Source organism: Sphingomonas sp. TZW2008 (assembly GCF_002117915.1).
Lineage (GTDB): Bacteria > Pseudomonadota > Alphaproteobacteria > Sphingomonadales > Sphingomonadaceae > Sphingomonas.
In genome coordinates this window covers 21,325-39,442 of the sequence record NZ_BDJB01000008.1, presented here as the reverse complement: position 1 = coordinate 39,442, position 18,118 = coordinate 21,325, and the positions used below count along the sequence as shown (strand labels likewise).

Below are 18,118 nucleotides of genomic sequence, written 5' to 3'. Positions count from 1 at the left end.
AGGCGAACCTTAACCGCCGACGCCCTAGCACCGGGCTAATGCGCTTATCCGTCGCCCCACGGCTGCCATTCGACGAGCCGACACTGCCGCCCGGAAACACGGCGGCGGAGGGTGCGCTTGAGCTATTGCCGATCGCGGCGGTCGTCGTGAGCGTCACCGACGCGGGACTGCGCTTCGACCTGCCCAACGCGACGTTTCGCCGGTTGGGGCTGGGAAGCACGGCGGACACGTCGATCCTGGCGCGCGATTTGGGTGCACGCATCGTCGCGTTCATTGCAGGGCAGGCGCTGCGGCTGCAACTGCCGTGGGCGGTCGGCGACGCCGTCGAGCAGCGCCATTTCGAAGTGACTCTGGCGCGCGTCGCCACCGCCGCCGGCCCGCGCTGCTTGGTAACGCTGATCGACCAGACGGGCGAGATGCGCACCGAAGTCAATCTCCGTCGCGAGATGACGACCGACAGCCTGACGGGGCTGCCGAACCGTGCCGGCTTCGGTGATCGCCTCGAGCAGATGATCGAGGCGGGAACCATCGATTACGCGGTGCTCGTCGTCGACCTGGACCGCTTCGGGCGCGTCAACTCGTGCCTCGGCAGTATGGCCGGGGACGAGTTGTTGATCACCGTCGCGCGGCGAATCAAGGGCGCACTGCGCGCGTGCGATGGGCTAGGACGGATTGGCGGCGACGAATTCGGCATTCTCCTGGCGCTCGATCAGGACCGATCGGAGGCCGACAGTGTCGCTCGCCGCGTTCGTCAAGTGCTCGCTACGCCGTTCCGTCTGAGCGAGTTCGAGATCCGGGTATCGTGTTCGATCGGCGTCGCCTTTGGCGCGGAAGCGATCGGCGATGCCGAGGACGTTATCCGTCACGCGCAATTCGCGGTGCGCCGCTCCAAGGAAACGGGGCAGGCCGAAGCCTATCAGACCGACGCACTCGACCGTGCGCGCGAACAGTTCGCGATGGAGACGGCGCTGCGCCGCGCGATCGAGGCGGGGCAGCTCCGCCTTCACTACCAGCCGATCCGCGACCTATCGACCGGACGGATCACGACGTTCGAGGCGCTCGCGCGGTGGGTGGACGAGGACGGCAACGACGTGCCGCCGGCGCAGTTCATTCCGGTCGCCGAGGAATCGGGGCTGATCGTGCCGCTCGGCCGTTGGGCGATCGACGAGGCGCTGCGCACGCTGGCGGCGTGGGATGCGCAAGCCGGCGGCGACTGCGGCGTGGGGGTAGCGGTGAACCTGTCGCCGATCCAGCTGCAGCGCGATGGCGTGGCGCCGCTGGTGACGGAAGCGCTCGCGCGCCACGGCCTGGCGGGCGAACGGCTCAAGCTCGAACTGACCGAAAGTGCGCTGATCGCCGATCCGGACGGCAACGCCGAGGTCCTGCGTGCGCTGAAGGCGACCGGCGCGACCATCGCGATGGACGATTTCGGCACGGGCTATTCCAACCTCGCCTATCTCCAGAAGCTACCGATCGACATCCTCAAGATCGACCGCAGCTTCGTCACCGGCATGCTCGCCGATCGCGATAAGATTGCGATCGTGCGCGCGGTGCTCGGGCTCGCCAGTGCGCTTGGCATGGAGACGGTGGCCGAAGGGATAGAGACGCAGGAGCTGGGGCAGACGCTGGCTGCGCTCGGCTGCACCTATGGCCAAGGTTATGCCTATGCCCGTCCGCTGGCGGCTGACGACGCCTATGCGTTGCTGGCGGCGCGTACCAACTGAGTCGTGACGGCATCGGCGATCGCGCCCACGCGATCGGCGTCTGGAAAACCCTCTGCGATCCACTGTGACTCGACGTCGCGCAGCACGCGCGCGACGTCCGGGCCCCGCGCGACCCCGCGCGCGACGATCTCGCCGCCGCCGATCGGCAGGCGCGGGGGCGTCCATTCGGCGATGTCGTCGAGTGAGGCGTCGGCGACGAGCAGCCGATCGATCGCCTGCGTGGTGCCGTGGCGGTAGGCAAGGGCGCGCGCGCCCTCGTCGCCCGCACCGGCCGACGCCGCGACGAGCCGCTTGCGATCGGCGTTCGACAGCCGAAGTCGCGCGCCGACTGCCTCGGCATCGGCGGGCGGGATCAGCGTCGCTAGGCGGCGGATCGGATCGGGTGCGACGCCTGCGGCTTGCTCGCGCGCGGCCAGGGCGGCCAGCGCGGCGGCGTCGGTGATCTCGGGCAGAACAGGGCGGAAAATACCGCGCTCGATCATCAGCGCGACGACGGGCACGGCATTGCGCGCGACGAGCAGCTTGAGCAGTTCTGCCGCCACTCGCTCGCGTGACAGCGCCATCAGGTCGTTCGCGCGATCGGTACAGGCATCGAGCCCCGGCTGATCGAGCACGTCGCCAAAACGCGCGTGGAAGCGGAAGAAGCGCAGGATGCGCAGGTGATCCTCCGTAATCCGGCGATAGGGATTGCCGATGAAGCGCACGCGCCGCTCCGCAAGATCGTCGAGCCCGCCGAAATAGTCGAACACCGCGCCGGTGAGTGGATCGGCGTAGAGTGCGTTGATCGTGAAATCGCGCCGCGCAGCATCGGCTCGCCAATCGTCGGTAAAGGCGACCGTCGCGTGCCGGCCGTCGGTCTCGACGTCCTGACGCAGCGTCGTCACCTCGACGACGGTGCCGGCGGATATGGCGGTGACGGTGCCGTGCGCGATCCCGGTGGGGATAGCGCGGATGCCTGTCCTCGTTAGCCGATCGACGACGTCCGCGGGCGCGTGGCGCGTCGCAATGTCGATATCGGCGACGTCGAGGCCGAGCAGCGTGTCGCGCACGGCGCCGCCGACGTAGCGCGCATCACCGTCGCCCGCCCCGAGCGCATCCGCGAGCACGTCGAGCCCCGGGCGGTGGCGCCACGCGGCGCGCGGCAGGATCACCCCTGCCATCGCAGCCGCCGCGCGAGGTTGACGATCATCGCCGCGGTCGCACCCCAGATGCGGCGATCCTGCCACGTGATCTCGTAATAGCGTCGCTCACGGCCCTGCCAGTCGACCGTGGCCTCGACGTGATTGGCGGCGTCGAGCAGGAAATCGAGCGGCACCTCGAACACGCTGGCGACTTCCGCCTCCGACGGCACGAGCGGAAGATCGGGCGGAACGACGCCGATGACCGGAATGACGGTGTAGCCGGTGACCGTGCGATAGCGGTCTGCCTCGCCCACCACCGTGACCGCCGACGGGGGCAGCGCGATCTCCTCGTCCGCCTCGCGCAGCGCCGCCGTCACCGCATCCTCGCCGGGATCGAGGCGCCCGCCGGGAAAGGCGATCTGCCCCGCGTGACGGCGCAGCGTCTCGGTGCGCTGCGTCAGGATCACGCCGGGACGCGGGCGATCGGTAACGGGAACCAGCACCGCGGCTGGCGTCAACGTATCCTCGGGTGCGCCGGCGAGATCGACATGGTCGCCGGCGAGCAGGATCGTCTGCTGCCCCATGCCATCGGTGAGTGCGCGGCCGAGCCGATCAACGAGCGATGTCACGGCGCGATGGGGAAGAACGCGCCCGCGCTCCACACGCCCGGCGTCTCGCCATCGTCGCCGGCGAGCGCGCGTTCGGCGAGCTCGTAATAAACCGGGCGCGCGATCAGCGCCTCCAGCCCGCCACGGACGTGAACATAGGGATGCGGCCCATCGTCGTGCGCGACGAAGCGCAGCGGGTGATCGGCCGAGGCGGTGACGACGTCGCCGGTGTTGAGGCGGAAGGCGAGCGTCGAATCGCGGCCCTCGCCCTCGGCCTTCAGCTCGACCGCGACGAACGGCGCGTCCTCCACTTCGATGTCCAGCTTCTCGACTGGGGTGACGAGGACGTAGCCGCCGTCGGGCTCGCGGCGCAGGATGCGGCTGAACGCGCGCACCATCGCGGCGCGGCCGATCGGGCTGCCTTGGTGGTACCATGTGCCGTCGCGCGCGATGCGCATGTCGCTGTTGCCGCAATGGTCCGGATGCCAGCGATCGACCGGGGGCAGGCGGTCGCTGTCCGCCAGCCGCGCGATATCCGCGACGGTCAGCGTATCGAAATCGGGTTGCGAGGTCATCGGCATCGCGCCGAGGTAGGGCGCGCGGGCGTGCGGGTAAAGGCTGGCGGCGATCAGGCGGCGGTGCGGACGTGTGGCCCGATCGCGCCTGCACCATCGGGTACGCCGGTGCCGTGCGCGAGCAGGCGGTGACGCGCGAACGGGCCCGGAAGGCGCCACGCGCCTGTGCGTGCGGCGGTGAAGCCGAAGAAGCGGCCGTAATATTCGGGATCGCCGATCAGCATCAGCGGCGAATCGCCCATCCGCTCGATCGCCGCGGCGACGAGCAGGCGGCCGATCCCGTCGCGCTGCCGCTCGGGCACGACGGCGACGGGGCCTACGAGCGTGAGCGGCACGCGCCGCCCGTCGTCGCCGGTAAAGACGATCGGCCACAGTTGAATCGTGCCGACCAGCGTATCGCCGTCAATCGCGGCGAGGCTGGGGCCGGGCAGCGCGTCGACACCGGCGCGCAGGCGATAAGCGGTACGCGCGTGGCGATCACGGCCGAACGCGCGATCGAGCAAATGCTCCACCGCGGCGGGATCCACCGTCTCCAGCGCGACCAGCTCGACCATTCCTCGCTCCAACCGCGGCCGCGCAAACCCGGCCGAAAGGCGCCGCGCTCTAGCCGCTGTCGATCTGAACGCAAGCGGAATGGCGCTGCCCGCGATCAGCCGCTAAGCGCGCCGGCGTGGAAGACACGCTCGAACTCGAAGTGCACGATCTGGAAGTGCCGGTGCTGACCGGCGTCTATTCGGAGGAGACGCACCTGCCGCAGCCGCTGCGGATATCGCTGACCGTGCTGCTCGACGCGCCGGCGCACTACGCCCCCGATACCCCGCTGTCGGGATCGAAGAACTACCTTGATCTCAAGCATGCGGCGACGGCGGCACTGCCCCCCGGCGTGCACTTCACGCTTATCGAGGGCGTTGCCGATCACATCGCCGAGACGTTGTTCCTGCAGGACAAGCGCGTGCAGCGGGTGAAGGTGAAGATCGTCAAGCTGGCAATCGCCGAGGCGGGCGAATCGATCGGCATCACACTGGTGCGCCACCGCCGCTGAGGCGTGGGATCAGCCGCCGGCGTGATCGCGGCGGCACGGCCCGAGCTGATCGATGACGAAACGGTAATCGTCCTGCGCGATCCGTGCATCCTCCAAACCGAGCGCCTGCGTGCTACGCGCTGGTAGCGCAGGCGGCAGCGCGCAGGCGAGCCGGTACCAGAGAAGCGAATCGCGCGGCGGCGGGCCGGCTGCATCGTCGACGATCTCCGACAGCGCGACCGCCCAGCGCGGCTGCTCGCCCGGACGACGCAGGATGCTTAGCGAAACCGGGCGATTGTCGCGCGTGGTCAGGAACACCTGCGTCTCGCCCTCGCCGGGTAGCGAGCCGGGGACGTGGAAGGCGTTGCCGACGCCGGTGACGACGGGTGGCGCATCACCCGCGACGAGCTCGCCGGCGATGCGCCGTGTCACCGCGTCGAGTTCTGGCGTCCAGCCGCGCTGCGCATCGGGGGTAACGAGCTGGACCTGGCCGGGGCTGCCGGCAACCGCGCGCGCGAATAGGAGGACGTGCGCCTTCTTGAACTTGGGTTGCCGTCCATCGGCGCCGAGCGGCGCATCGAGCACGTAGCCGACGCGCGGCGCCACGGCGCTCGTCCCGCGGATCAGCGCGGTGACGTCCGCCTCGACATAGTAGCGCGTGACGCCCGGCGGGGCGTTCGCCGCCTCCGCGCCCTTGATCCGGACGGTGGAGGCGATGACGGCGTCGATCACCAGATCGCTCGCGATCACCAAGTCGGCAACGTCGGCGTAGGCGGGCGCGGCTGCGACGCGCGCCGGCGGGGCGGGCTGTGCGCAGGCGGGGAGAGCGCCTGCGAGGAGCAGCGCGACGGAACAGATTGCTTTGCAGGCCATGCGTTTCGGTTAATCGATCACCCTGCCGCGATACAGAAATAAATCCGCGATAGGGCGATTGTACGTTTGTTGCGTCCGACAAAGCGTTTGCGTGTCGTTAAACGCCAAGTTAGGACTCGCGGACTGCAAGGGTGTCGTTTAGCCCTTGCGGACGGACCGGCACGCCCATTCCGCTTAGCGGGAGCCGTGGCAGGCCGCCCGGCCCCTTCGGGCCATAGGGATTAGGGAGTGCTTTTGCTGAATGGCCTACTCTGACCAGAAGATGAGCGGGAGCAAGGTCGTCGCGATTGTCATCGTGGCGCTCATCCATGCTGCTCTCGGCTACGCCTTCGTCACCGGCCTCGCGTTCCAGTACGTGAAAAAGGTTTCGGAGAAATTGAACACGTTCGACGTGGAGGAACCACCACCCCCGCCGCCGGACGAACCGCCGCCCCCGCCGCCGGACGTTCCGATGACGCCGCCGCCCGTCGTGGCGCCGCCGCCGATCGTGTCGACGCCGTCGCAGGCGCCGGTGATCCAGTCGGTTCCGACGCCGCCGCCGGTGTACATCCCGACCCCGGTCGCTCCTCCGGCCCCGCCGCCTCCCGCTCCGCCCGCACCGCCGGTCGTCAGCAAGGCAGCAGGCGCGAAGGGTGATCCGGCGCAGTGGATCACCAACGACGACTATCCGCCGAGCTCGATCCGGGCCGAGGAAGAAGGCACCACCGCGATCAAGTGGACGATCAACACCCAGGGTCGTGTCGAGAATTGCGTCGTTACCGCATCGAGCGGTTCCAACGCGCTCGATCAGGCCGCCTGCCGCGCGCTGACGCGCCGTGGCCGGTACGCGCCGGCAACGGACGCCACGGGCAACCCGATCGCCACGACGCAGACCCGCCGCGTGGTGTGGCGTCTGCCGAGGGAATGACGATCTTCCACTAACGATTTGCGCTTTTCAGAGGGATACCATTCGAATGATCACCACCATCCTCGCCGCTGCCGCGGCGCCGGCAGCCCCGGCGGAAAACCCCTACGGCCTGGGTGCCGCGCTGGAGCAGGGCGGCATCATCGCCCAGTCCGTGTTCGGCATCCTGGTGCTGTTCTCGGTCGTTTCGTTCTACATCATGTTCACCAAGCTGTTTGAGCAGCAGAAGATCATCAACCAGTACAAGCGCATGCGCTCGTCATTCTGGAGCTCGAACTCGCTGCGCGAGGGCTCGGCAAAGCTCGAGAAGAACTCGGCGTACAAGCAGATCGTCGACGACGGTCTCGCCGCGCAGGAGCAGCACAGCAAGCTGACCGATCCGGTCGAGGCGCATGACTGGCTGCATGGTTCGCTGAACCGTTCGGAAGCCGCGATCAACTCGAAGCTGGGCGGCGGTCTCGCCTTCCTCGCAACGGTGGGCGCGACCGCACCGTTCATCGGCCTGTTCGGCACGGTGGTCGGCATCTACCGCGCGCTGGTGAAGATCGGTGCGGCCGGTCAGGCGTCGATCGACGCGGTCGCCGGCCCGGTCGGTGAGGCGCTCATCATGACCGCGCTCGGCCTCGTTGTCGCGGTTCCCGCCGTGCTCGCGTACAACTGGCTGCAGCGCCGCAACAAGGCGATTGCGGAGGACCTGTCGTCCTTCTCGAACGACGTGCTCGGCTACCTCGCCTCGGGCGGCGCGGTTCGCCCGTCGTTCGCTGGTGCAGCGACCAAGCCGGCGCCGGCCGTCGCCAACAAGGCCGTGCCGAACACGACCACGGCCGGCCAGGTCGGCGGCGTGCAGACCCGCGGCTGAATGACATCGGGGCTGCCCACCGGCGGCCCCGATCCCGCCCCTCCGCTGTTCGGACGGGCGCAAAAGGATAGGATCAATCGCGCATGGCGATGAATGTCGGTGGAGATTCCACAGAGAAACCGTTGTCGGACATCAATGCGACGCCGCTCGTCGACGTCATGCTGGTGTTGCTGATCATCTTCCTGATCGCGGTTCCCGTCGTGATCCAGACGGTGGACGTGAAGCTGCCGCAGGTCCGCTTCGATCCGACGACGACCAAGCCCGAGAACGTCTCGCTCTCGGTCACCACCAAGCCCGACGGCGGCTGCGCGGTATATTGGGGCATGTCCCCGGTGACGCAGCAGGAACTGCTCGACCGCGCGGTGGCCAAGCTGAAGCTCGAGATCGAGAAGCAGGGCGGGGTCAACAACCCCGATCTCGAACTGCCCGAGGCGCATATCCGCGGCGACGTGAACGTGCCCTGGAAGTGCGTGGCGGGTGCGATCTACAACATGCAGATGGCGGGTTTCGCCAAGGTCGGCTTCATTTCCGAGCCGCCGGCGGGCACCACGGTCGAGCGTCTGTAAGCAGAGCCACCAGGAGTATTTGACATGGCAATGAGTGGCGGCAGCGATGACGGCGAGCCGATGATGGATCTGAACATGACGCCGTTGATCGACGTCCTGCTCGTGCTCATCATCATGTTCATCATCACGATTCCGATCCAGACCCACGCGGTGAAGGTGGACCTTCCGCAGAACGCGGCGAACAATACGCCCCCGCCGGTCGATCCGCAGAAGAACAAGATCACGATCTCGACCGACGGCACCGTCGCGTGGAACGGCGCTCCGGTGGACGAGGTTCGCCTGCGCCAGTATCTCGACGTCGCGGCGGCGATGAACCCGGAGCCCGAGCTGCACTTCCAGCCCGACCCACAGGTTCGCTACGACTCGGTGGACCGGACGCTCGCGGTGATCAAGCGGTCGAACATCACCAAGCTCGGCTTCATCGGGAACGAGCAGTTCTACAAGGAATTTTGATCTCCCTCGGGTGATCGGATTTACGATCGCGCTGTCGAAGCGACGATCAGGGGGCGGCCTTCGAGCCGCCCTTTTTTTCATCCGCAACGGAAAGCGGGGAAGCCAAGTCGTAGCGGGCTTTCAACGACAGGTGAAAGCAAGCTGTCACCGCCTTCGACGGTCCGGGAACGCTCAGCCTTACGGCGAGTGAGCGCGCTGCCGCCACGGCCAGTTCGGATCGACCGAACGAGTGGAGTGGGCGAACGGACGATCTTGAGAGCGGATGAACGCGATCATCTCGAAGCCTGGCTAGACAATCGATGCCGGTGCAACCGTCGCTCAACCTGTTCCGTCATCGACTCGCAGAGCTCGACTGTGGCTGAAGGCGCGTCGTAAGCCCGCTGCGTTAATACCGACCGCGTGAGTGGGGGCACACGGCGGAATGGATCATCTGCGCTGCGTCATGCCGTTCGGCTACTCTGTGCCTGCGTCACATATAAAGATATCTTTATATTTGTATCAGTCGCCGCGTGTCGCTATGTGCGCGCCATGCCGGCCGGTGAGACGTGCCTTGGTCGGCGTCACAATCCCTGGAGACCCGTTGTGGCCACCGTGCTCGATCGCCCCACCAATGCCGACTATGTCATCAAGGACATCGGCCTCGCCGATTTCGGCCGCGCCGAGATCAACATCGCCGAGACCGAGATGCCCGGCCTAATGGCGCTGCGTGAGGAATATGGCGCGTCGCAGCCGCTCAAGGGCGCGCGCATCACCGGCTCGCTGCACATGACGATCCAAACCGCGGTGCTGATCGAGACGCTGACCGCGCTAGGCGCCGACGTGCGCTGGGCGACGTGCAACATCTTCTCGACGCAGGACCATGCCGCCGCCGCGATCGCCGCTGCCGGTATTCCCGTGTTCGCGGTAAAAGGCGAGAGCCTGGCCGAATATTGGGACTATGTCGGCTCGATCTTCAACTGGGGCGCCGATGGCGACGGCACCACTGCCAACATCATCCTCGACGACGGCGGCGATGCGACGATGTTCGCACTGTGGGGCGCGAAGCTCGAGGCGGGCGCGACGCTCGGCGAGCCGGAGAACGCCGAAGAGGTCGAGTTCCAGCGCGCGCTCAAGGCGTTCATCGCCAAGTACCCGGGCTACCTCACCGAGACGGTCAAGAACCTGAAGGGCGTCAGCGAAGAGACGACGACCGGCGTCCACCGGCTGTACGAGATCGCGAAGAAGGGCGAGCTGCCGTTCCCGGCGATCAATGTCAACGACTCGGTGACCAAGTCGAAGTTCGATAACCTCTACGGTTGCAAGGAGTCGCTGGTCGACGCGATCCGCCGCGCAACCGACGTGATGCTCGCCGGCAAGGTCGCCTGCGTCGCCGGCTTCGGTGACGTCGGGAAGGGCTCGGCGCAGTCGCTGCGCAACGGTGGCGCGCGCGTGATGGTGACCGAGATCGATCCGATCTGCGCGTTGCAGGCGGCGATGGAGGGCTTCGAGGTCGTGACGATGGACGAGGCGGTGAAGCGCGCGGACATCTTCGTGACGGCGACGGGCAATGCCGACGTGATCACCGCCGATCACATGAAGGCGATGAAGCCCATGTCGATCGTGTGCAATATCGGCCACTTCGACAGCGAGATCCAGATCGCCGCGCTCGACAATTACGACTGGACCGAAGTGAAGCCGGGCACCGATCTGGTGAAGTTCCCGGACGGCAAGCAGATCATCATTCTCGCCAAGGGGCGTCTGGTGAACCTGGGTTGCGCGACCGGTCACCCGTCGTTCGTGATGTCAGCGTCGTTCACCAACCAGACGCTGGCGCAGATCGAGCTGTGGACCAAGGGCGAGAACTACAAGAACGAAGTGTACGTCCTGCCCAAGCATCTCGACGAGAAGGTTGCGGCGCTGCACCTCGAGAAGCTGGGCGTGCAGCTGTCGAAGCTGACGCCGAAGCAGGCGGGTTACATCGGCGTGCCGGTCGAGGGGCCGTTCAAGCCGGATCATTACCGCTACTGATCGACGCCTGTTTGAAGGCCGTTTGATCGAACGAGGCGGCGGTCGCTCCGGTAACGGAGCGGCCGCCGCCGTCGTTTCGCAGCCGTGTTGCGAAATTGTGACAGCTGACAGCGCTTGCGGCGAACCGAGGTAGGTCAGGCTTGCATCCCTAGTTTAAAGACGTGAACGAGCGATCCGAAAAGCAAGAGCGTCGCAGACGCCATGCATAAAGGGTCCGTAGATGAACAGCTTACGCCTTTCGCTTCTCGCCACCACGCTGCTTGCCGGCGCGGCCGCGCTGCCCGCCGCCGCGCAGGTCGAGCCGACCGTGCAATCGAACAAGCCTGAGGTGCCGACCGCCGGCAATGCGTCCACCGTTACCGACGATGCGGCGGACAGCGGCGAGATCGTCGTTACCGGCTCGCGCATTCGGCGGCCCGAAGTCGATGCGCCGTCGCCTGTCACATCCTTCTCGGCGGTGACGCTGCAGCAGTCGGGCCGCGTCAATGTCACCGACTTTCTGTCGCAGAACCCGGCGCTGCTGAGCTCCGCGACGAGTGGCACGCAGTCCGGGTCGACGAGCACGTTGGGCGGCACGGGCACCAACCTCCTCAACCTGCGCAATCTCGGCACCGACCGCACGCTGGTGCTGGTCGACGGACGGCGCCACGTCGCGGGGCTGCCCGGCTCGGCGGCGGTCGACATCAACACCATCCCGGTCGATCTGATCGAGCGGATCGACGTGACGACCGGCGGTGCCTCGGCGGTCTATGGCGCCGATGGCGTGTCGGGTGTCGTCAACTTCGTGCTGAAGCGTGATTTCGAAGGGCTGCTGGCGCGAGCGCAGACGGGCATTTCGGAGAAGGGCGACGCGGGGAACCGGTTCCTGTCGCTGACGGCGGGCAAGAACTTCGCGAGCGGGCGCGGTAATGTCGCGCTGTCGTACGAGTTTCGCGACGACGATCGCCTCAGCAGCTTCCGGCGCTCGCGCACCGGTGATCCGAACTTCGCGTTCGGGCTGGTGCGCGATCCGAACGATTTCCCTGACGATCCCAACGCGCCTGACTTCACGCTGCGCAACAATCTGCGCTACGCCGACAGTTCGCGCGACGGCGCGGTGAACATCCGCCAGGTGGTCGATCCCGAGACGGGCGAGCTTGGATTCACGGGCACGCCCGACTTCACCGGATCGGGCAAGGTCTACGATCGCGGGCTGCTGCTGCCGGGGTCGGGCGGGCTGACGCAGGGCGGCGATTCGACGCCGACCGCTGGTTATCAGGGCGATCTCCAGCCGAAGAATCGCATCCATAACGTGAACCTGCTAACGAGCTTCGAGGTGTCGCCGGCGCTGCGGCTGTTCGCCCAGGGCAAGTACACCAACACCAAGAGCTTCAGCGTCGCGCAGCCGAGCTTCGACTTCTTTACCTATCTCGCGCCGGACAACGCCTATCTGATCGACCGCTTCGGCGGGGCGGCGACGGCGGGGGCGCTGGTCTCGCGCGACAATTTCGATTTCGGCGTGCGCGGCGAATCGAACAAGCGCGAGACGTACCGCGCGGTCGTCGGCGCCGACGGGCGGATCGGCGATCACGCGCGCTACGAGGCGTCGTACGTCTACGGCCGCACCGATAGCCGGTTCCTGAGCACGAACTACCGGATCGCCGACCGCTATTTCGCGGCGCTCGATGCGGTGCGCGATCCGGCGACGGGGCAGATCGTCTGCCGCTCGACGCTCAATCCGGCAGCGAACATCGATCCGAACAACTTCGATGCACCGGCAACCACCTTCACCCCGGGCGCCGCGGGCGGATGCCAGCCGCTTAATATCCTCGGCGAGGGCATGGCGAGTGCGGCGTCGCTTGCGTTCATCAACGCCGATCTGATCAACACCTATCGCGTGCAGCAGCACGTCGCGTCAGCGTCGATCTCGGGCGACTTCGGGCGGTTCTTCGAGCTGCCGGGTGGTCCGATCGGCTTCGCGGTGGGCGGGGAATACCGCAAGGAGAGCAGCCGGTTCGTCTCCGACCCACTGGCACAGGCCGGCGCACTCGCCGACCTCGCGCAGATCCTACCCGAGCGCGGCAGCTTCAACGTGAAGGAAGCGTTCGGAGAACTTCGCGTGCCGCTGCTGCGCGACCTGCCGTTCGCCGAGACGCTGGAATTCAACGCCGCGATCCGCTTCTCCGACTATTCGACGATCGGCAGCACGACGACGTGGCAGGTCAGCGGAATCTATGCGCCGGTGCGCGACGTCCGCTTCCGTGGCGGTTATTCGGAGGCGGTCCGCGCCCCCAACGTGACCGAGCTGTTCGCGCCGCAGAATGGCGCCTTCTCGTTCATCGACGATCCGTGCGATCCCGAGAACCTGCCTGAGGGTACACAGTATCGCGTGGCGAACTGCCGCGCGGCGCTGACTGCGGCGGGCCTTAGCGCGGCACAGATTGCGTCGTTCAGCCCGACGAGCGACCCGCAGGCGACGGCTAGCCTGCCGGGGCGCAGCGGCGGCAATAACGACTTGGGTCAGGAAACGGCGAAGACGTGGACCGCGGGCGTGGTGCTGCAGCCGCGCTTCATTCCCGGGCTGCAAATCACGGCGGACTGGTTCAACATCAAGCTGCGCGACGCGATCAACACGCCAACCGCGCAGCAGCTCGTCGAGCTGTGCGTCGATCAGCCGACGCTCGAGAACGTCTATTGCTCGAATATCTCGCGGGCGGCAGGCACGGGCTACGTCAGCGACTATTTCGTCGGTCCGCAGAACGTAGCGGCGTTCCGCACGCAGGGGCTGGACGTGACCGCCAACTACCGGCTGGATGCCGGCCAGGTCGGACTGTTCAACTTCAAGCTCGTCGGCAACTATCTCGATCGGCTCGACTTCGTGCCGACGCCGGGCGCCGATCGCGAGAACGAGCTGCTGTCCGCCGACAATCGCTTCGCGCCGCGCTACAGCGGGACGTTCGATCTGACGTGGACGAAGGGCCCGGTGACGCTGAACTACGGGCTCAACTATTTCAGTAAGCTGCGGCGGTTCACCGAGGATCAGGTGCGCGCCAATCCCGATATCGCGGAGGCCAAGTACCTCTTCTACCGCGAGCGGTGGGAGCATGACTTGCAGGCGTCGATCGCGGCGGGCGAGAAGTTCAACTTCTACCTCGGCGTCAACAACCTGACCGACGAGGTGGGCGACGTCGCGAGTGTGCGTATCCCTTACGCGCCGATCGGACGGTACTTCTATGCCGGGGCACGGATCGCACTCGACTCGATCTTCTGATCGGACGAGACGAGACGGATAGGGGCCGGAACAGCGATGTTCCGGCCCCTTTTTCGTTGTCGGTTACGCGCCGGCGGCCTGCTTCATGACGCGGGCGCCTTCCGCCTCGACGATGACGGCCTTCAACGCGGCGAGGTAACCGGCGACGTCGCCGGCGCTCGACGGCACCGCCTGGCGCAGCGTGATGAAGCCGTGGACGTTGCCGACCGCCTCGCGATACGTCACCGGCACGCCGGCGAGGACGAGCGCTGCAGCATAGGCGCGGCCTTGATCGCGGATCGGATCGAGGCTGGCGGTGATGATCACCGCGGGGGGCAGGCCGACGAGGCTGCCGACCATCGGCGAGCCGCGGAAGTGCGTGTAATCGGCCTGATAATGGTCGGCGAACCACGTCATCGTGTCTCGCGTCAGCAGAAAGCCCTCGGCGAAGTCGTCGAACGAAGGATATTCCTTGTTCATGTCGGCGGCCGGATAGATCGGCGCCTGGACGATCACCGGCACGTCGGCAGGCGTATCGCGCAGCGCCATCGTGGTGGTGATCGTCAACGTGCCGCCGGCACTGTCGCCCGACAGGATGAGGCCGGTGGCACGGCGGCCGAGCTCGGCCGGGTTCGACGCGACCCAGCGCGCGGCGGCCTCGCAATCTTCCGGTGCAGCCGGCCATTTGGCCTCGGGCGCGAGGCGGTAGTCGACCGATACGACGGGCAGATCGAGCTGCCGCGCCATCTCCGCGGTGAAGCTCGCGTGCGTATCGATGTTACCGATGACGAAACCGCCGCCATGGAAGAAGACGACGACGGGGCCGGGCTCGCGGCTCTCGCGGGGATCGAACAGGCGCGCCGGGATATCGCCCGCGGGGCCAGGGATGGTGAAATCCTTGACCGTGCCGAGGGTGCCGATCGGGGGATCCGCAATGTCCTTCATCGCGAGGTACATCGCACGCGCCGCCTCTGCGGTGCCCTCGTGCGTTTTGGGGCCGGGGACGCTGTTGAGATAATCGAGGAAGCCGCGCACGTCGGGGCGGACATAGGGATCGGCGGCGGCGGCGGGCGTCTGCTTCTGGTCGTCGTGGATCAGCGTATCGGTCATGCGGTTCTCCTAACGTTCGCTTTTGCTACCTATCTTGGCGCAGATGATCCATGTCGTCCATCACCCCGATTACGTCACCGAGGCGCCGGCGCGTTCGACCTATCGCTGGGGCAAGAACGGGGCGATCCGCGATTTGCTGCGCGAAGAGGGCGAGCGGATCGCGTGGCACGTGCCCGAGCCTGCGCCGCGCGCGTGGCTGGAGGCGGCGCATGATGCCGATTATGTCGCGGAGGTGATCGAGGCGCGCGTGCCGGCCGAGAAGGCGCGGCGGATCGGCTTTCCCGTCGCGCCGGTCGTGGCGCGCCGCGCGCAGGTGGTGCCCGGCGGCACGTATCGCGCGGCGCAGCTTGCGCTGCGGCACGGGTTCGCCGCGAATACGGCGGGGGGCAGCCACCACGCGCTCGCCGATACGGGGGCGGGCTATTGCGTGTTCAACGATCTTGCGGTGGCGGCGATTAGGCTGGCGCAGGAGGGGCGGCGGGTGTTGATCGTCGATGTCGACGTTCACCAGGGCGACGGCACAGCCGCGCTGACCGCAGGCTTTCCCGACATTGCGACCTATTCGATCCATGCGGCGAAGAACTTTCCGGCGCGCAAGGCACGATCGACGCTCGACGTGGCGCTGGCGGATGGGATCGGCGACGATGACTATTGCGCGGCGTTACGCGACAGTCTGACGCCCATGATTGCCGAGTTCGATCCCGACCTCATCCTCTATCAGGGCGGGGTCGATCCCTATGCCGGCGATCGGCTCGGGCGGCTGGCGCTGAGCGACGGTGGCCTTGCGCAGCGCGACGGCATTGTGGTCGAGCTTGCGCTCGAGCGCGGGGTGCCGATCGCGAGCACCGTCGGCGGCGGCTATGGCGATGATGTGGTGGCGATCGCGCAACGCCACGTCGACGTCATCCTGCGGATCGGCGAAGCGTACGAAAAAGCGTGGGTTGCACCGGGGCACGATCATTCTACGTTGGAGGCGCAGGCGCCGCCGGCATAGAGAGCGCCTCGTCTAGGGAATTGCAGGAAGACATATGGCGACTGCCGCGCATGAAGTGACGCCGATCGACGCGTCCGCCAATCCGCCCGCTGAATCGATGGTCGTCCGCTTCGCCGGGGACTCGGGCGACGGTATGCAGCTGACCGGCGGGCAGTTCACGCTGTCGACCGCGCTCGCCGGCAACGACCTTGCGACCTTCCCCGATTTCCCGGCCGAGATTCGTGCGCCGCTCGGCACGCTCTTCGGCGTCAGCGCGTTCCAGATCAACTTCGGCTCGACGCAGATCGAGACCGCTGGCGACGATCTCGACGTCCTCGTCGCGATGAACCCGGCGGCGCTCAAGACCAACGTCCAGGCGCTGCGCCCGGGCGGGTTGGTGATCGCCGACGAGGGCGAGTTCAACGAGCGTAACCTCGCGAAGGCGAAGTATGACGCCAACCCGCTCGACGACGGCAGCCTCGCCAAGTGGCAGGTCATCCGGCTCAACATCTCGCAGCTGACCGTCGACGCGGTGAAGCCCTTCGGCCTTGGCAACAAGGACGCGCTGCGCTGCAAGAACATGTGGACGCTCGGACTTGCGCTTTGGATGTTCGACCGCGATCGCCAGCCGCTGATCGATTGGCTGAAGAACAAGTTCGCCAAGGCGCCGACGCTCGCCGAAGCCAATATCGCCGCGCTCAATGCCGGGCATGCCTATGGCGAGACGGCCGAGCTCGCCGGGCCGATGAAACAGCACGCGCTGCCCGCCGCGCCGGCTGAGCCTGGCCTATACCGCACGGTGACCGGGGCGGACGCGATCAGCCTTGGCCTCGTCGCCGGCACGCAGCTGGCCGACCTGCCGATGTTCTTCGGCGGCTATCCGATCACGCCGGCGTCGGCGATCCTTCACGCACTGTCGCGGCTCAAGGAATATGGCGTCACGACCTTCCAGGCGGAGGACGAGATCGCTGCGATCGCCTCGGCGATCGGCGCGAGCTACGCCGGGCAGCTCGGCGTCACCTCGTCGTCGGGGCCGGGCATCGCGCTCAAGACCGAGGCGATCGGGCTGGCGATCATGACCGAGTTGCCGCTCGTCATCGTCAACGCGCAGCGCGGCGGGCCGTCGACCGGGCTGCCGACCAAGACCGAGCAGTCGGACCTCTACCAGGCGGTGTATGGCCGCAACGGCGACGCGCCGGTGCCGGTCATCGCTGCACGTTCGGCCTCGGATTGCTTCGAGGTCGCGATCGAAGCGGTGCGCATCGCGACGACGTACATGACGCCCGTGATGCTGCTGACCGACGGCTATATCCAGAACGCGGCCGAGCCGTGGAAGGTGCCCGACGTCGATACGCTCGAGCCATTCCCGAAGAAGTATCTCGAGGAGGTGCCGGCGGACGGGTTCAAGCCGTTCGGCCGCGACGCGGTCGGCGCGCGGCCGTGGGTGAAGCCGGGCACGCCGGGGCTGCTGCACCGCATCGGCGGGATCGAGAAGGCGGTCGGCACGGGCAACATCGACTATTCGCCCGCCAACCATCAGGCGATGACCGAGGCGCGCCGCGCGAAGATCGCCAACATCGCGGTGCCCGACCAGCAGGTTGAGGCGGGCGAGGCGGGCGGCAAGCTTGCCGTTGTCGGCTGGGGTTCGACCTTCGGGCCGATCCACCAGGCGGTGCGGCGGATGCGGCGGCGCGGCTATGACGTGAGTCACATCCACCTGCGGCACATCTGGCCGATGCCGGCGAATCTCGGCGCGCTGCTCAAGAGCTACGAGCATGTGCTGGTGCCCGAGATGAACACCGGGCAGCTCAAGACGGTGCTGCGCGACCAGTTCCTGGTTGATGCCAAGCCGCTCAACAAGGTGTCCGGCCAGCCGTTCCGCATCGTCGAGATCGAGGAAGCGATCGCGACTTATTTCGACGGAATCGAGGGCAATGAGGGCGGCGATGTGCCGGTCGATACGACGCAGCTGCCTGGATCGGAGCAGGGGCACGACGATGGCTCGCTGCGCGAGGCGACGTCGCCGCAATCGGCGTGATTGCCGTCTGTCCGTGCTCTCGTTCCCCCATTTCAATTTTCTCGCAGTGAAGGCCGC

At 66.9% G+C, this 18,118-nt stretch carries 16 protein-coding genes; 10 read left to right on the top strand and 6 right to left on the bottom strand.

Annotated elements, in window-relative coordinates; genetic code table 11:
* Positions 1-38 precede the first annotated feature (38 nt).
* The gene (locus B7L05_RS10015) at positions 39-1,724 is read left to right on the top strand and encodes a bifunctional diguanylate cyclase/phosphodiesterase (protein WP_085810139.1); all 1,686 of its coding nucleotides are present in this window, start codon (positions 39-41) and stop codon (positions 1,722-1,724) included.
* Here B7L05_RS10015 and B7L05_RS10010 read toward each other — a convergent pair.
* From B7L05_RS10010 to B7L05_RS09995, 4 genes are read right to left on the bottom strand one after another with little or no spacing between them, the layout of a single operon-like run.
* A complete protein-coding gene (locus B7L05_RS10010; protein WP_085810138.1) occupies positions 1,694-2,884 on the bottom strand; it encodes a CCA tRNA nucleotidyltransferase in 1,191 nt (396 codons plus the stop codon). The two genes, B7L05_RS10015 and B7L05_RS10010, sit on opposite strands and share 31 nt — an antisense overlap.
* Entirely contained in the window at positions 2,872-3,429 is a 558-nt protein-coding gene (locus B7L05_RS10005; protein WP_085810532.1) for a CoA pyrophosphatase, read from the bottom strand. The genes B7L05_RS10010 and B7L05_RS10005 overlap by 13 nt, the downstream gene beginning before the upstream one ends.
* A gap of 41 nt (positions 3,430-3,470) precedes the next feature.
* The gene (locus tag B7L05_RS10000; RefSeq protein ID WP_144037221.1) at positions 3,471-4,034 is read right to left on the bottom strand and encodes a DUF1285 domain-containing protein; all 564 of its coding nucleotides are present in this window, start codon (positions 4,032-4,034) and stop codon (positions 3,471-3,473) included.
* A 47-nt stretch (positions 4,035-4,081) separates the two neighbouring features.
* Positions 4,082-4,582, bottom strand: a complete 501-nt coding sequence (locus tag B7L05_RS09995) for a GNAT family N-acetyltransferase (protein ID WP_085810137.1) — start codon at positions 4,580-4,582, stop codon at positions 4,082-4,084.
* A 116-nt stretch (positions 4,583-4,698) separates the two neighbouring features.
* Between B7L05_RS09995 and B7L05_RS09990 the strand changes: the two genes are divergently transcribed.
* Entirely contained in the window at positions 4,699-5,070 is a 372-nt protein-coding gene (locus B7L05_RS09990) for a dihydroneopterin aldolase (protein ID WP_085810136.1), read from the top strand.
* Between the two features lie 9 nt (positions 5,071-5,079).
* Here the strand turns inward: B7L05_RS09990 and B7L05_RS09985 are convergent, their stop codons facing one another.
* Positions 5,080-5,922: a hypothetical protein gene (locus B7L05_RS09985; RefSeq protein ID WP_085810135.1), complete on the bottom strand. Its 843-nt coding sequence runs from the start codon at positions 5,920-5,922 to the stop codon at positions 5,080-5,082.
* Positions 5,923-6,163: 241 nt separating this feature from the next.
* On the opposite strand from B7L05_RS09985, the gene B7L05_RS09980 reads away from it, so the two are divergent.
* The 6 genes from B7L05_RS09980 to B7L05_RS09955 all read left to right on the top strand — a co-directional run bounded on the left by B7L05_RS09980 (position 6,164) and on the right by B7L05_RS09955 (position 13,961).
* Complete coding sequence (locus tag B7L05_RS09980) at positions 6,164-6,829, top strand: energy transducer TonB (protein ID WP_085810134.1); 666 nt, start codon at positions 6,164-6,166, stop codon at positions 6,827-6,829.
* Between the two features lie 46 nt (positions 6,830-6,875).
* The gene (locus tag B7L05_RS09975; RefSeq protein ID WP_085810133.1) at positions 6,876-7,685 is read left to right on the top strand and encodes a MotA/TolQ/ExbB proton channel family protein; all 810 of its coding nucleotides are present in this window, start codon (positions 6,876-6,878) and stop codon (positions 7,683-7,685) included.
* A gap of 83 nt (positions 7,686-7,768) precedes the next feature.
* Positions 7,769-8,251 carry a biopolymer transporter ExbD gene (locus tag B7L05_RS09970; protein WP_085810132.1) on the top strand — a complete coding sequence of 161 codons (483 nt, stop codon included), beginning with the start codon at positions 7,769-7,771 and terminating at the stop codon, positions 8,249-8,251.
* Between the two features lie 24 nt (positions 8,252-8,275).
* Positions 8,276-8,704: a biopolymer transporter ExbD gene (locus tag B7L05_RS09965; protein ID WP_179187186.1), complete on the top strand. Its 429-nt coding sequence runs from the start codon at positions 8,276-8,278 to the stop codon at positions 8,702-8,704.
* A gap of 591 nt (positions 8,705-9,295) precedes the next feature.
* The gene (gene ahcY, locus B7L05_RS09960; RefSeq protein WP_179187202.1) at positions 9,296-10,711 is read left to right on the top strand and encodes an adenosylhomocysteinase; all 1,416 of its coding nucleotides are present in this window, start codon (positions 9,296-9,298) and stop codon (positions 10,709-10,711) included.
* A 220-nt stretch (positions 10,712-10,931) separates the two neighbouring features.
* Entirely contained in the window at positions 10,932-13,961 is a 3,030-nt protein-coding gene (locus B7L05_RS09955; protein ID WP_085810129.1) for a TonB-dependent siderophore receptor, read from the top strand.
* A gap of 63 nt (positions 13,962-14,024) precedes the next feature.
* Here the strand turns inward: B7L05_RS09955 and B7L05_RS09950 are convergent, their stop codons facing one another.
* Complete coding sequence (locus tag B7L05_RS09950) at positions 14,025-15,050, bottom strand: alpha/beta hydrolase (RefSeq protein ID WP_085810128.1); 1,026 nt, start codon at positions 15,048-15,050, stop codon at positions 14,025-14,027.
* Between the two features lie 43 nt (positions 15,051-15,093).
* Here B7L05_RS09950 and B7L05_RS09945 point away from each other — a divergent pair, with 43 nt between their 5' ends.
* Positions 15,094-16,044 carry a histone deacetylase gene (locus tag B7L05_RS09945; protein WP_085810530.1) on the top strand — a complete coding sequence of 317 codons (951 nt, stop codon included), beginning with the start codon at positions 15,094-15,096 and terminating at the stop codon, positions 16,042-16,044.
* Positions 16,045-16,078: 34 nt separating this feature from the next.
* Positions 16,079-18,061, top strand: a complete 1,983-nt coding sequence (locus B7L05_RS09940; RefSeq protein ID WP_085810127.1) for a 2-oxoacid:acceptor oxidoreductase subunit alpha — start codon at positions 16,079-16,081, stop codon at positions 18,059-18,061.
* Positions 18,062-18,118 lie beyond the last annotated feature (57 nt).